Below are 14,632 nucleotides of genomic sequence, written 5' to 3' on the forward strand. Positions count from 1 at the left end.
AAATTTGTTTTATATAAAAAAAATATTAATAATATGTTAAATAATATATTTATTGAGGTTTGGCTTGTCTCTTATCTAATGCTGAAATATTCTCTAAAATTTGTGTCGCTTCTGCATCACCTGCTGCTTTAGCTCGCTTAAAATAGCCTATTGCTTTTTCTTTATTTGGCTTAACTTCATATTTGCCATTATAATAAATATCACCTAATGTAAGCATAGCTCTAATATTTCCATTATCGGCAGATTGATTCAAATACATTAATCCTTTCTTCTTATCTAGAAATAACTTAAACATCCCCATACCTTGTATATACAGGTAACCTAGCTTAAATTGAGCAATATTATTATTTTGTTTTGCGGCTTCTTCCCAAAGTTTAGTAGCTTCTGGCACATCATAGCTTCTAAAATAAAGATCTCCTAGAAAAACCTCAGCATTTACATCTCCATGCCTATATGCTTTTTCTAATATAGCTCTAGCTTTAGCCTGATCTCTTGGAACATCTCCAGCACCTGTAAAATATAGACTAGCCAAATCAACTGCTGAATTTTGGTAGTCTTTCTCTGTTAACTCTTCTAGTAAGGGAATAGCTTTATCATATTTTTTTTCAGCTATATATATATTGCATACATGATATTCAGCTTCATCTTTCGTATCTTTATCATAAAATGCTTTTGCAAGATAACTCAACGCATTAGCATTACTTTGCGGAACTCCCTTACCTTCTTGATACATTTCTCCTAACATCAATTCAGCTTTATGGTTTCCTTTTTCTGCACACTGTTTATATATCTCGAAAGCTTTTTTATGATCCTCAGGGTTAGTAGACTTAAAGTAATTATCTGCCTGTTTTAGTTGTTCATCCATATCTTCTTTAGATTGGCTAGATTGAATATTTGATTCTAATTGTTGCTTTTGTTCTAGAGGCTGTTCTAGTGGCTCTTTTACTGCTGGCATATTGTTTTCACTATCATTAGACTGTGATTCTATTGCTTGATCTGTTTGAGTGTCAATATCTCTACTAGTTCCAAATTTAAACTCTAAAATAATTGCCAAAATAACAATAGTCAAAGTACTAAGTAGTAGAACTTTCTTTAACCCATTTTTCTTATCCATAACAAGCTCCTAAACTAAAACTAGAATTTTCAATTATGTCTTATCTATATTATTCTTTTTCATCTTCAAATTCATCTATAAATTTCTGCGCTGCTAAAATTCTTTCTTTACAAAATTTATAGCTTTTAGAAGCTTGTTCTAGCAAAGGTGCCAATTCATCTAATAATGCTGGGTTATCTTGCCCATCTTGTAACTTTTCATTAATCTCTTCTAATATCTCATAATTCCTAGCAAATTTTTTACTCTGTGTTGCCATTTTTCACCTCCACATTTATCATCCCATCTGAATATACTATTACTAAATTCTTTTGTTTTTGTGCTTTTTCTTTAGTCGTTATAAACTTACCATCATTAGATTTAGTTACACTAAAACCCCTTTTCAAAGTTGGCTCTATAGAAACTGATAATATTTGCCTATATAAGTATTCTGAAGAACTGCCATAGTAATTTAGTATATTCTTTGAATAATTAACTAACTCTTTATATTGACCTATAACATTTTGATTATAGTATTTTAAGCTACTACTACTGTTTTCAAATATTCTTTTATATTCAGATTCTATGGTTTGAGAATAACCTTTAATTAATGCCTTACCTGTTGAAATTATAGTTTTATATTCATGATTTATTTTATTATCTAAATAATTTAGATAATTATCTAATTGAGATTTAAATGAATCATATTCATTTTCTAATTTTGCTTTATTAAATTTAACAAAATTTTTTGTCATTTTTATTATAGACTCATAATTATATTTAGCATCACTAGCATTATCTATAATAGCATTTGCAATATAGTTTATAACCTTAGATGGAGTATCAAAACTTTTAGTACATATATCATCTAGAACCGTATTATCTCTTTCATGCCCAATTCCTATAAAAACAGGCACTTTGGAATTACAAATAAGTCTTGCTGGTAAAATATTATTAAACCAATCTAGATCTGCTTGAGACCCGCCTCCTCTAATAAGAACAATAGCATCATAGTTGCTAACTCTTTTTGCTACTCTCCCAAAAGCTTTAGTTACACTTAAAGCACAATCTTTGCCTTGCATGAGAGCTTCATATATATCAAATTTACATAGTCCAAGAGTTTCTAGTTTCTGAGCTTCTTCAAAAAAGTCTCCTTTTCCAGCTGCTGTTGAGCTTGTTATAACTGCTATATTTGTAAAATCTAATGGTAACTCTAGTTCTTTATTTTTCTTGATAATACCCTCTTTTGTAAGAGTATCTAATATTTCTATTTTCCGAGCTTCTCTATCACCTAAAGTAAATGAAGGATCTATATCTACTACATTCAAGCTCAAACCAAAACTTATATGATAATTAACAGCTACTTTAAAAAGTACTTTCATATCAGGCTTTAAGTGCTCACCTGTTATAGACTTGAACTTTGCTAAAATACTATTTGCAACATTTGCCCAACAATTACATCTAATCTTAGCTATAGGATATTTACTAATACCATCATGTTCTATTAGTTCTCCATAATAATGAGCTCCAGATTTTCTCCATTCAGAAAGTTCTGCTACTACCCAAAAGCCTTGGTAACCAAAACCCATTTCTATGGTGCTCTTGATTAACTCAAGAAATTCACTTAACTTTAGGCTTTCATTCATGATGACTAAAAGAGCATTGAGATTAAAGAAAATTTTACACTGCCAATATAAAGTTACAAGTTTATAAAGCAAACTAAATAAATCTTAAAAGCTATAAAACCTAGCTATCCAAATTAGTTATTGTGTAAAATAAGTAATAATTACGATATTTTTTCTACATATTATGAATAATAAAATTACTATAAATGAAAATGCTCTTGCTGAACTAAAACGTATTAGACAGCATATTCATGAATATCCAGAGCTTGGTTTTGATGTGCAAAATACTGCTAAATACATAACAGCAGAATTAGAAAAACTAGGGTTAGAAATAAAAACTGGTATCGGTAAAACAGGTGTTATTGCTGATTTAAAAGTCCCAAATGCAAAAAAAACTATAGCATTACGAGCAGACATGGATGCTTTACCGATTCATGAACAAAACTCTTGTGAATATAGATCTAAAGTAGATGGCAAAGCTCACATGTGTGGACATGACTCGCATTGTGCAATGGTTTTGGTTACAGCTCAACAATTAGTAAAAAACAAAGAATTTTTGAACGTTAATGTTCGCTTTCTTTTCCAACCATCTGAAGAGGTCCTACCCGGTGGAGCCCCCGCTATGATAGCAGATGGTGCTATAGATGTAGTCGATGAAATATATGGCATACACGTCATGCCTCTTATTGATGAGGGTAAAATACAAATATGCTCTCCTGTTGCTCTAGCTGGGGTAGATCTATTTGATATAACTTTTCATGGTAAAGGTGGGCATGCTAGTATACCTATGACAGCAAATGACCCAATTATTATGGCTTCGCAATTTATTAATCAAGTACAAACAGTAGTATCTAGAAATAGTGATAGTTTTGATCCCATAGTTATTTCAGTAACTGCTATTGAAGCAGGCTCAGCATATAATGTAATTCCAGACAAGGTCAAGTTAAAGGGAGCTATAAGATATTTGAGCTCCAATGGAAAAGACCTTGCAAAAAAGCGTTTACATGAAATAGCTCAAGGTGTTGCTACAACTTATAATGGAAATGTAGATATAAATTATATTAATGGTTATCCTGAAACAAGAAACTCTGAAGCACCAACCAATAAAGCTACTCAGGCTGTAAAGTTAGCACTTGGTGAAACTAATGTTGTAGAGTCAAAAATTCCATGGATGGGGTCTGAAGATTTTTCTTATTTTGCAAAAGAAATACCTGCTTGTTATGTGTTTCTTGGTGTTAGAAATGAAGTTAAAGGTTTTACTTCTATGGTACATGAGCCAACATTTGATTTAACTGCAGATGCCATGCTAAATGGTGTCAAATATTATACTAATCTAATCAATCTTATAAGTAATAGTTAATTGATAATAGCCTTCTTAGGCTTAATTGCTATTAAAGATATTACTATCATAAATAGATAATATGTACCAACAACTAAACCATAGCTAAAAGTATTTATTGGTAATAGTGATAATACCCAACCACTTATTGCAGCAATACCGTATCCAAGCACTCCAATTATAGATATGCCTAAACCTATTAATGTTTTACGTGATGCTACTCCCATTGAAATAGAACATCCATTTAAAATAATTGCAATACTTATTAGAAGCATACTAAATAGTACATACATAGAGAAATTCAAATCTCCTAAAAGACTTAATATGCTCATTATAATCAAGAGAAATACACTAACTCCAAATGAATAATATAGAGCTTGCTTAGAGCCTAATGAAGAAATAATCTTTTTAGAAAGCATGCCTACTATAAACATACCTATGCCACAAATCACAAATGTCAGATATATATACTCTTGAGATAAATGATACTGCAATAAAATTATATAACTCATTGAAGATACAAAACAAAACATTGCTGTAATTCCAGCAGCTGATAAACACCCATAAAAAAGAATTTGCTTATCTCTAAACACTGCTCCAATGTCTTTAAAATGTTGCTTAAGTGTTTTTTCTGTTTGTTTACTATATGTTTCTGGTAATGGATAAATACATCCTAAAAGCGCTATTCCTAAAATCACCATCATAAAGAATATAGCTTCCCAGCCCCATATTCCACCAACAAACCCACCTATTAATGGAGCTATCATAGGAGACAAACTCACAGCACTATATAAACGAGTCAAATAAGCCGATGCCTGATCTCCATCGTAGCAGTCTTTAACCATTGTATAAGTACAAGCTCTTAAACCACAAGCGCCTATACCCTGTAAAAATCTTCCTATAATTAACTGAGTGCCAGAAGTTGAAAATCCACATAATACAGATGATGCCATAAAAAGAATCGTTGAAAGATATAAGGCTTTTTTTCTACCAATATAATCAGATAATAATCCTATAAAAATCTGACCAACCGCTAAAGCAAATATATAAATACTCATACTTAGCTGAACAATAGATGCTGACAGATTAAGCTGACTTTTTATTACTATAATAAAAGGAATATAGCTATCCATTCCAAATGAAAAAGTTACAACCAATGGAATAAGTAAAAATATATTTAAACGCTTATTTTCCAATTATTAACTCTAATGATATTTATAATGATATTTATAATGATAAAGAGTAACAGGATTAAGATAATTTGCCTAATTGTTTAAAGCTTGATATTGGCATTTTCTCTTTCTTTGAAATGTCCACCAACTTTTTTATATAATAAGATAGCTAACAAACCAAAAGCTAAGCAAAGCATAGATATAGTCGTTGGGCCAAGCCATAAGACACCTGAATTTTCGATTATATGATTACTCAATAAAGGGCATACTCCACCAACAAATGCTGAATTTATACTATAGCTTAAAGCCACTCCTGATAATCTAAATTCAGTTGGAAAAATATCACATAAGAAAAATAAAGTGACTGAAGCTCCGAAGGCATACAATATAATTAACAACATCATTCCAATTAGCACAGTATTAAAACTATTCATTATTGAAAATAAAGGTCCTACAAAAATTAAAAGACCTATACATCCTATAGTGTATGTTTTCAAAAGACCTATTTTATCTGAAAAATATCCAAAGAATATTACAGCAAATAAAACCAATATTTGAACTGGTATCATAATACTAGTTACACTATCTTTATCTAATATTTTAGATATGAAAAAGTTAGAATATTGTAATAGTATTATTGCTCCTGTAGCAAATAACATAGCAAAACAAAATCCCGTGAGTATTCCTAAAGCATTATATTTAAAAAGCTCAAATAAAGGCTTTCTCTTCTCACTTGAGATTTTCTTAAATAAAGGAGTCTCATTGAGCTTTAATCTTAGATAGAATCCAAAAAATGCTAGTCCTCCCCCTAATATATAACTAGCTCTCCAAGCATATTCACCAAATATAAACTCTAATATTGAACAAACTGTAGTAGCTAATAAAAAACCAGATAATACAAAAGCAAATAATATACTTAGCCTAAAGCCTATTTTATTAGAAACAGATTCATAAACTATTACATATGCAGCTGGTAGCTCTCCACTTAGTGCAAATCCTTGCAATATCCTAAATAGAAGAAAACTTAAACTAGCAAATAATCCTAAAGTTTCATAACCTGGCATAATACCCATTGCAAAAGAAGCAATACCCATAAGCACTATAGTAAAGGTAAAAATTTTCTTACGACCATACCTATCACCTAATGTACCTAATAATATTGCTCCAAATGGTCTAACAATATAGGTTATTGAGAAAATAGCCACGACAATAAAAGCTTTTACGGCTTCGTTTTCAATGTTTGAAAAAAATGTTGCCAATATTTGTTTCGCGAAGATAACATAAATTATGTAGTCATATACTTCTAAAACCGCTCCAAAACCAGCTAAAATTACTATTCTTTTACTTTGCATATTATTAGAAATTATCTCACTCATATCACTTTAAATACTCTAAAAGTTTCATGCAGTATAAATAAAAAAATTACTAGATACCAGAATATTAAAAATCTAGAGATACTCTCTCTAAATTATCGATCTTACTTTCTAAAAACATCTCTCCTATTTGCTTAAACTTGCTAAGGTCTCCAGAAACAAAAAAATAGCTTTCTTTACTACCTTTTCCTGATGAAATAATTATCTTATTTTCTAAGTATTTTTTTACTTCTAATGCTGTAAATTCTGCTGGATCTATTATTAAAATATCTTTCCCAAGATACCTTGAAATTATATTTTTTATAAGTGAATAATGGGTACATCCTAGTATTAATGCTTCTATGTTTTTATTCTTTAAAAGTCTAAGACAGTTATCAACTATTTCTTCTAGCTCTATTCCTTCTAATACTCCTAATTCAATTCTTGGCACAAGCAGACTACATGCCTGTGAATAAATAACTATATCTTCATTAAATAAATTAATTATTTTTGGATAAACATTACTACTAACAGTAAATTCTGTCGCTATTAATCCTAGTGATTTATAGTTCCTACAGACTTCATTTACTGTTGGTCTTATTACATTTATTACTGGAATATCTTTCGCTATATTTTTAATAGTTTCCTCAGCTGCCGCTGTAATAGTATTACAAGCTATAACAAGAGCTTTCACACTTTGCTCTAATAAAAAATTTACTATTTGGGTAGAAAATTTCTTTATGGTTTCTGATGATCTAATTCCATAAGGAGCTCTTGCAGTATCTCCGAAAAAGACAAATTTTTCGTTAGGTAGATTCTTCATTAGACTTTTCATTACTGAAAGCCCTCCGACTCCTGAATCAAATACTCCTATTGGTCTATTATCCATAAAAACTCTTTTATAGAATCTACTATAATATAGTGTTTCATTTATGTTTTATTAAGACAATTATTATTTGACTAAAATCTAATTTTCAAGACTAACTATTTCTAAATAATCCATTTGCGTTTTTAAGAACATTTCACCCATTGCTTTAAATTTAATAGGAATATCTGTAACGTAAAATCTATAATCTGATTTTTGATTTGTTACATTCAATAGATCTTTCTCCTCAAGACATTCTTTTAACATTAAGCAAGCTTGAGTTGCTGGATCAATAAGTAAAGTACCCTCTTTAATGAACTTTGCAATTATATCTGCTATTAATGGATAATGAGTACATCCCAGTATTAAAGCTTCAATATCCTTATCTTTAAAAAAACTTAGATATTCACTAGCTACAGCCTCTATTGCTACACCTTTTACAAAGCCTTCTTCTATCATCGGTACAAAAAGACCACATTCTTGTGAGTCAACAACAGCATCTTTATTATGCTCATGTATAGCTCGTGAATATGCCTTACTATTGACTGTCGCTTGTGTTGCTATCACACCAATATGATTATAGCTTTCAGCAGCTTTTGCTCCTGCACTTATGACATCTATTACTGGTATATTCTTAGCCAAATTCTGAACAGCCTCTTTAGCTACTGCAGAAATAGTATTACACGCTATAATAATTGCTTTAACTTCTTGATCTAATAGAAATTTAACTGTCTGTTCAGCAAATCGCTGGATAGTTGCCCTAGATTTAGTACCATAAGGAATTCTAGCTATATCACCAAAATAAATTATATTTTCATTTGGTAAGAGTTCCATTAGGTTTTTAACAACCGTTAGACCTCCTATACCTGAATCAAACACTCCTATAGGCCTATTATTCATACTAAACCTTTTCTAAATATCTAATTATTTTTTTTCTAGATTTTGTAGGAATTTTTTCCAAATATTGTTCTTTATTCTCAATGAATGGCAATAAATGTTCTAATTGTAAAACTGCTTGATTAGCATCTTCTGCAACATAAATATCACTCAAATCAGCATCATCATTAGCAAATACAACTATAGTTACTACAGGTATACCTTTTATATAAACTTTCTTTTTAAATAAATATGTTTGTAAAACTTTCTTTTGTGCAAAAACTTGTCTTATTGGGTTTTTAATTGTTTTAGCATAAACATTATTATGCTGTGATGTTTTCTCAACATGCCATCTTTCAGCCATATTCTGAACTTCAATATGACCTCTATTATTCTTTACTTCAACAACATAAATACAGTTTTTTGAAATAACTACAAAGTCTAATTCTCTAGTTCCATATGTTGACTGTTCATCTGGTAAAATAAGTCTATTGAAAAGCACATAGTTATTATTTAATTTTCTTAGCTCATCTAATACTTTTGATTCACCCTCAACACCTGAAACAATAATATCAACAGGATTATCATCTCTAGTAACTAAAAATAATAGTACAAAAACAATAGATGACAATGTTACTGATATTTGTAAAGATTGTAATGCTAAAGCCCAGTTTCCTAAATATAATACAGCCATCATAATAAATCCACAAAGGATGATAGCTGCATATAAACTTTTTTTAATTCTAAATAGATAGTTTTTTATTTTTGCTATAGTAAATCTAAGAAATAATCTATCTTTTTTTAATTTACTCTCAATTGCCATAATAAAAGTTCTATAGGTTTATAAATTTCTGTTTTATTTCTGTTATTTTATCTCTAATAGCTGTTGCCTTTTCAAACTCTAGCTCTTTCGCATAGTTTCTCATACGCTTTTCTAATGCTTTAATAACTCGAGTAGCTTCAGACATACCTAGTATAGCCGAAACATCCACATCATCAACCTTTATTCTCGCATTATTTTTATATTCTCGTCTTTGCTTCTCTGGAGAACTATCGAGCATGTCATCAATATCTTTTATGATTGTTTTTGGTGTAATATTATTTTTTATATTGTATTCATTTTGAGTTTCTCTTCTTCTAAGAGTTTCTTCCATAGCTCTCTGCATAGAACCTGTAACAACATCAGCATACAATATAGCTCTACCATTTATATTTCTAGCAACACGCCCTATTGTCTGAATTAGAGCTTTATCAGAACGAAGAAAACCTTCTTTATCTGCATCAAAAATTAATAAAATACCCACTTCTGGCATATCTAACCCTTCACGTAAAAGGTTAATCCCAACAAGTACATCAAACACACCTTGTCGGAGATCATGAATAATCTGTACTCTCTCAACTGTATCTATATCAGAATGTAAATATCTAACATTGACATTATGTTCAGATAAATAATCTGTAAGATTTTCTGCCATTTTCTTTGTTAACGTCGTTATTAATATTCTCTCACCCTTTGCTACTGCTAAATTGATTTCTGATAATGCATCTTCTACCTGTATAGCAACTGGTCTAACAATCACTTCGGGATCAAGAAGTCCTGTAGGTCTAATAATCTGCTCAACTGTATTCTCAGATTTTTCCAGTTCATATTTAGCAGGAGTCGCTGACACATATACCGCTTGGTTAATAAGCCTTTCAAACTCATGAAACTTAAGAGGTCTGTTATCTAATGCTGATAATAATCTAAATCCATAGTTAACAAGATTTTCTTTTCTTGAACGATCCCCTTTATACATTCCCCCAAATTGAGGTAGTGTAGCATGTGATTCATCAACTATTATTAGAGCATCTTCTGGCAAATAGTCTAACAAAGTTGGTGGTGGCTCACCTTCACCACGCCCAGATAATAATCTAGAATAATTTTCAATCCCAGTACAATAACCAAGCTCATTTATCATTTCTATATCATACTTTGTTCTCTGTTCTATCCTTTGAGCTTCTAGCAATTGATTATTTTCTTCAAAATATTTAATCCTTTCTTTAAGCTCTTCTTTAATTTGCTTTATGACCTGCTCTTTTCTATCTTTAGAAGCAACATAATGTGTACTAGGGAATATTGTTGCTCGATGTAACGGCTTTATTTTTTTAGAAGTTAAAGAATCTATTAAGCTTATAGATTCTATTTCATCATCAAAAAACTCTACCCTAATAGCATCAGCTTCAGAGTCAGCGGGAAATATATCTAGAATTTCTCCTCTTACTCGATAAGTTCCTCTACTAAAATCCATATCATTACGAGTATATTGCATATCAATAAGCTTTCTTTGAGCCAACTTAGGATCTATAGTTTCACCTACTTTTAAATGTAATAACATCTGCATATACTGCTCTGGATCACCAAGACCATAAATAGCTGAAACCGTTGCTACAATTATTACATCTTTACGTTCTAAAATAGCTTTTGTTGCTGATAGTCTCATCTGCTCAATATGCTCATTAACAGATGAATCTTTCTCTATATAAGTATCAGATGCTGCTACATAAGCTTCTGGCTGATAATAATCATAATATGAAACAAAATACTCTACTGCATTATCTGGAAAAAATTGTTTCATTTCAGAATATAGTTGCGCAGCCAAGGTTTTATTATGTGCAAGTATTAAACTAGGCTTTTGAGTTTCATTAATTACATGAGCCATAGTAAAGGTTTTGCCAGAGCCTGTCACTCCTAACAGAACCTGATGCTTCAAACCATTATTTATACCATCAACTAAGCTACTTATAGCTTTAGGCTGGTCACCACTTGGTTTGTATTTTGTTACTAAATTAAATCTATCCATCTCTTAAAAAAGATATTCCTCTAACTCATACAATAATGCATGCTGTTCTTCTGTTAAATTTTCTGTTTCTCTTAAATATTCTATTTCTTTATAAATCTCTTCCAATGTGATTCTTTTATGACCCTTATGATCAATTAAAAGCTCATCTTCTTCTAAGCTAACTATTTTATTAAGATATTCCTGAAACTCATATTGTGAATTTGGGGGCAGTTTTTCAAAATCCAACCTCCCTATTATTCTAACTGCTCTATCATAATAACTTTTAGGCAACTGATTAAGCATTTTAGCTTTTTCTTCAATTTTAGAATTATGAAACTTATCACAACCTTTTTCATCAGCAACTGTCATAAAATCGCTTTGATAAATACTAGCGCTAACATCTATATTTTCTATTTCTGGATATTTATAGGTTAAAACATACTCAACGAAATCTCTAAAAAGTTCTTTATTATCTTTTATGAACTCTTTATTCGCTTTAATAATATCCAATCTCTCTTGAGGAAGCTTACCAACAAACCTAGTCTTAGCAGGTAATATAATTGGAATATCTCCCCACTTTTTATTTACTGTCAGCCGCCAATGCTCATTTTCTAAGCTTTCAAATTTTTCTATATGTTCAGAAAATAGACACTGATCAAGCCTTACAAATATTTCTTGGTTCTTATAACTTCTATGTTGCCCAACATTTAAGATTGCAGTCATAAAATTATTTTTAGCACCAAAAATACCACCAATTGCTATAGCTTGCTTATACTCATCAACTCCAATATCTAAACTACCCAAAGTTTGCTCATCAACTTGCTTATAGAACTTTTGCAATAAAAACTGCCACATTTTAGGATTCGCTTGACGTAATTTTCTAGCTAACTCAACTGTTACCAAAACATCCGTAATTGCATCATGGGCTCTTCCACCACTGTGTAGATTATTTTCTAAATTTATATTTTCTAATTTTAGAGAAACCTTTTCCATATCATTATCATCAACTACTATAGGCCATTTTAAGGCTTCATTACAAAAAAGGTAGTAACATGCAACAACTGGAAACAAATCTGCTCTAAAACAGCCATTTTTAAATTGATGATTATAAGGAGGAAGCATATTTTTAAAAAAAGCAAATCGCAGAAACTCGTCATCAAAACCTAAAGTGTTATATCCAATACTTATTGTTCCAGGAACGTTAATTATTTTATGTATTTTTCGAATAGCGTAATATTCGGCAACACCCTCAGAATTTGCATGCGCAATAGATATATGATGAGTAATTGTTGCTCTTGGTGTTGGTGTTGTATCAGGATTAAGCTTTACAAAAAAATTAAATCTTTCAATCTCATTAAAATCCAAGTCTGTTCTCACAGCTGCAAACTGCAATACTTGATCAAAAGAATTATTTATACCTGTTGTTTCTAAATCGTAGAATAAAAATGTTTGGTTCTGCATATCTCTCTTTATTTTTTTAAGAAAAGATTATTCTTTTTATCTCCTAATAGAATTCTATCATATCTAATTGTCAGCTTCTTAAAGTTCTTTTTTATTGCTTCATTTGTATAATCCACAAACTCTTTATATAACTCGGTTTTATGTTTTTTTTCTTGGATAAATAAAACACGATATGTTTTTAAGTTAATTAGTAATTCATCCATTAGAAGTATAATTTGTTTATATGAATAATATTCTCTTCTAGTATTAAATTCATACTTTGCAGCTAAAAGCTGTTCGTTTAAACTAATATTTTTTTGCACTAAGTTAATTATTTTTTTATTTGAAACCTTCCGATCAATACTATCAACAATCTGTTTAAATTCACCATATAAAATATACATCTCTTTTTGGAACTTAACTCTATTTTTAGTGCTTTTCGTAATAATAAAAACAGCTAATATACTTATTGTTCCAATAAACACACAGATAATACGGACAAAAAATAAATCAGTATCCCAAAAAACAAATAATCCGAAAAACATCACAAGATAGATATGAATAAAAAAGACACTTGTCGCATAATTTAGAAACATTGTATATGTATATAACATCAAAGATAATGAACACAATATAGCTATTAAGATAAAACTATCCATATACTTTTGAATAAGCATCAATATAACGGAACCTAAAGTACAACCAAGTACTGAAAATACTGCAATATTTTTAGCTCTAGAAAAAACCACATCTGTATTTGTACTGACAGTAACACTCACAACCGCAAACACTACCCAGTATATTCTTTCTCTAAATGAATCCTCTCCGCTAAGACTAAAGACTATATAACAAATTAATAAACCAATAGTTGAAGCTAATAAAGCTCTAAAGGCTAATAAAGTATTATCAGACATTTTATCAATAAGCCTATCTTTTGAGAAAATCATTATAGGCCTCTCTTGTATTTTCTATTGCAAAAAAAATGTCATCTAAAAGAAGGATACAACTAAATAAGAAATCTCTCTTTTCTTTATCTTGCTTATAGCCTTCTATATATCCTAGTTCAAATTTAAACTTTAGATGTTCTATATATCTTATTTTATTTTTCCATGCATCTTGATTGTGACTAACGATTATTGCTCCTAACTCCAAAGTCTCTAGGAACATCCTTTCTAAATCTTTAGACAAAGACTGTACTTCATCATTATTTGAAAAGCCCATCCGTGAATAATTTATGCTAAATTTTTTATAATTTAATACATATCTTACTAATAACCGGTTTAGCATTACTAAGTTATAGCAAAAGAATCTCCAGTCTTCGATTTTTGACTTTCTAAGCAACATCATTCCATGTGTTTGAAGAGCAATAATATTATTAAATTTTTCATTTGCTCTATCCATGATTTTTGTTTGCGTAAACCTTCTAAATTTTGCATTATCAAATGTTTCCTTATAGCTTTTAATAAAAAGCTTCATCAAAGATTTAACAACTAATTCAATATCATCATTAGTCATTGGCTTATAGCCTCTTATCAACACAAAATAAAATATCGCCGCTAAAATAATACTCCAAATAGTAAAATTCCAGTGATTATAGTCAAACAATGGAAATTTAATAAAAGTAATACATACCATTACTATAAGCATCATTGGAAAATATAAAAAAACTTCCCCAAACCTGCGTAACCAAAAAAAGAAATAAACAAATGGTAGAATAAGCAAAAATTCTCTTTCAAATATTGGATGCACATAAGTAGAAACATGTACTATTATCATTGCTGATATTGTATAGAGAAAAAAGACCTTTCTTTTTGTTTCTATATTGCCCATCAATACACTAGCAATCATATTTGCTAAAAATAACAGACATAAAACTATCAAGTTTTTATTAAAGTCAAAAGTAAAAGCTATAGCCAAAAAAGAAAAGAGAATAGCCGCTGACTTTAAAGTGCTATTTCTCATAACCTTTATCGGATCTTGATCTATATATTTATCAAAAATATGTCTCACTCTTAGCGACATCTATACTTCTACTTATGGGATTCATTAACTCA

The 14,632-nt window shown here is 30.1% G+C and carries 13 protein-coding genes; 1 reads left to right on the forward strand and 12 read right to left on the reverse strand.

Annotated elements, in window-relative coordinates; genetic code table 11:
- Positions 1 to 49: 49 nt before the first annotated feature.
- From KX01_RS08410 to xseA, 3 genes are read right to left on the reverse strand one after another with little or no spacing between them, the layout of a single operon-like run.
- Entirely contained in the window at positions 50 to 1,114 is a 1,065-nt protein-coding gene (locus KX01_RS08410) for a tetratricopeptide repeat protein (protein WP_071664559.1), read from the reverse strand.
- A gap of 49 nt (positions 1,115 to 1,163) precedes the next feature.
- The gene (gene xseB / locus KX01_RS08415; RefSeq protein WP_071664560.1) at positions 1,164 to 1,370 is read right to left on the reverse strand and encodes an exodeoxyribonuclease VII small subunit; all 207 of its coding nucleotides are present in this window, start codon (positions 1,368 to 1,370) and stop codon (positions 1,164 to 1,166) included.
- On the reverse strand, positions 1,354 to 2,736 hold the full coding sequence (xseA, locus tag KX01_RS08420; RefSeq protein ID WP_071664793.1) for an exodeoxyribonuclease VII large subunit: 1,383 nt from the start codon (positions 2,734 to 2,736) through the stop codon (positions 1,354 to 1,356). Before xseA ends, xseB begins: the two co-directional genes overlap by 17 nt.
- A gap of 163 nt (positions 2,737 to 2,899) precedes the next feature.
- Between xseA and KX01_RS08425 the strand changes: the two genes are divergently transcribed.
- On the forward strand, positions 2,900 to 4,075 hold the full coding sequence (locus KX01_RS08425; protein WP_071664561.1) for a M20 metallopeptidase family protein: 1,176 nt from the start codon (positions 2,900 to 2,902) through the stop codon (positions 4,073 to 4,075).
- Here the strand turns inward: KX01_RS08425 and KX01_RS08430 are convergent.
- The 9 genes from KX01_RS08430 to KX01_RS08470 all read right to left on the reverse strand — a co-directional run bounded on the left by KX01_RS08430 (position 4,072) and on the right by KX01_RS08470 (position 14,600).
- A complete protein-coding gene (locus KX01_RS08430) occupies positions 4,072 to 5,250 on the reverse strand; it encodes an MFS transporter (protein ID WP_071664562.1) in 1,179 nt (392 codons plus the stop codon). The genes KX01_RS08425 and KX01_RS08430 overlap by 4 nt on opposite strands.
- A gap of 77 nt (positions 5,251 to 5,327) precedes the next feature.
- On the reverse strand, positions 5,328 to 6,602 hold the full coding sequence (locus KX01_RS08435; RefSeq protein ID WP_232223328.1) for an MFS transporter: 1,275 nt from the start codon (positions 6,600 to 6,602) through the stop codon (positions 5,328 to 5,330).
- Between the two features lie 64 nt (positions 6,603 to 6,666).
- A complete protein-coding gene (murI, locus tag KX01_RS08440; RefSeq protein ID WP_071664563.1) occupies positions 6,667 to 7,467 on the reverse strand; it encodes a glutamate racemase in 801 nt (266 codons plus the stop codon).
- 78 nt (positions 7,468 to 7,545) lie between these two features.
- Positions 7,546 to 8,343: a glutamate racemase gene (murI, locus tag KX01_RS08445; RefSeq protein ID WP_071664564.1), complete on the reverse strand. Its 798-nt coding sequence runs from the start codon at positions 8,341 to 8,343 to the stop codon at positions 7,546 to 7,548.
- 1 nt (position 8,344) lies between these two features.
- On the reverse strand, positions 8,345 to 9,142 hold the full coding sequence (locus KX01_RS08450; protein WP_071664565.1) for a nuclease-related domain-containing protein: 798 nt from the start codon (positions 9,140 to 9,142) through the stop codon (positions 8,345 to 8,347).
- Between the two features lie 10 nt (positions 9,143 to 9,152).
- Entirely contained in the window at positions 9,153 to 11,159 is a 2,007-nt protein-coding gene (gene uvrB / locus KX01_RS08455; protein ID WP_071664566.1) for an excinuclease ABC subunit UvrB, read from the reverse strand.
- Between the two features lie 3 nt (positions 11,160 to 11,162).
- Positions 11,163 to 12,599: an exodeoxyribonuclease I gene (locus KX01_RS08460; protein ID WP_071664567.1), complete on the reverse strand. Its 1,437-nt coding sequence runs from the start codon at positions 12,597 to 12,599 to the stop codon at positions 11,163 to 11,165.
- 8 nt (positions 12,600 to 12,607) lie between these two features.
- Positions 12,608 to 13,525, reverse strand: a complete 918-nt coding sequence (locus KX01_RS08465) for an FUSC family protein (RefSeq protein WP_071664568.1) — start codon at positions 13,523 to 13,525, stop codon at positions 12,608 to 12,610.
- Positions 13,506 to 14,600: a hypothetical protein gene (locus KX01_RS08470; protein ID WP_071664569.1), complete on the reverse strand. Its 1,095-nt coding sequence runs from the start codon at positions 14,598 to 14,600 to the stop codon at positions 13,506 to 13,508. The genes KX01_RS08465 and KX01_RS08470 overlap by 20 nt, the downstream gene beginning before the upstream one ends.
- Between the last annotated feature and the right edge of the window lie 32 nt (positions 14,601 to 14,632).

Source organism: Francisella frigiditurris (genome assembly GCF_001880225.1).
GTDB lineage: Bacteria > Pseudomonadota > Gammaproteobacteria > Francisellales > Francisellaceae > Francisella > Francisella frigiditurris.

What these genes read in the sequence shown, in the direction of transcription:
- KX01_RS08410 (WP_071664559.1), bottom strand. Translation starts at nt 1,114, where the DNA reads ATGGATAAGAAAAATGGGTTAAAGAAAGTTCTACTACTTAGTACTTTG.
- xseB (WP_071664560.1), bottom strand. Translation starts at nt 1,370, where the DNA reads ATGGCAACACAGAGTAAAAAATTTGCTAGGAATTATGAGATATTAGAA.
- xseA (WP_071664793.1), bottom strand. Translation starts at nt 2,736, where the DNA reads ATGAATGAAAGCCTAAAGTTAAGTGAATTTCTTGAGTTAATCAAGAGC.
- KX01_RS08425 (WP_071664561.1), top strand. Translation starts at nt 2,900, where the DNA reads ATGAATAATAAAATTACTATAAATGAAAATGCTCTTGCTGAACTAAAA.
- KX01_RS08435 (WP_232223328.1), bottom strand. Translation starts at nt 6,602, where the DNA reads ATGAGTGAGATAATTTCTAATAATATGCAAAGTAAAAGAATAGTAATT.
- murI (WP_071664563.1), bottom strand. Translation starts at nt 7,467, where the DNA reads ATGGATAATAGACCAATAGGAGTATTTGATTCAGGAGTCGGAGGGCTT.
- murI (WP_071664564.1), bottom strand. Translation starts at nt 8,343, where the DNA reads ATGAATAATAGGCCTATAGGAGTGTTTGATTCAGGTATAGGAGGTCTA.
- KX01_RS08450 (WP_071664565.1), bottom strand. Translation starts at nt 9,142, where the DNA reads ATGGCAATTGAGAGTAAATTAAAAAAAGATAGATTATTTCTTAGATTT.
- uvrB (WP_071664566.1), bottom strand. Translation starts at nt 11,159, where the DNA reads ATGGATAGATTTAATTTAGTAACAAAATACAAACCAAGTGGTGACCAG.
- KX01_RS08460 (WP_071664567.1), bottom strand. Translation starts at nt 12,599, where the DNA reads ATGCAGAACCAAACATTTTTATTCTACGATTTAGAAACAACAGGTATA.
- KX01_RS08465 (WP_071664568.1), bottom strand. Translation starts at nt 13,525, where the DNA reads ATGATTTTCTCAAAAGATAGGCTTATTGATAAAATGTCTGATAATACT.
- KX01_RS08470 (WP_071664569.1), bottom strand. Translation starts at nt 14,600, where the DNA reads ATGTCGCTAAGAGTGAGACATATTTTTGATAAATATATAGATCAAGAT.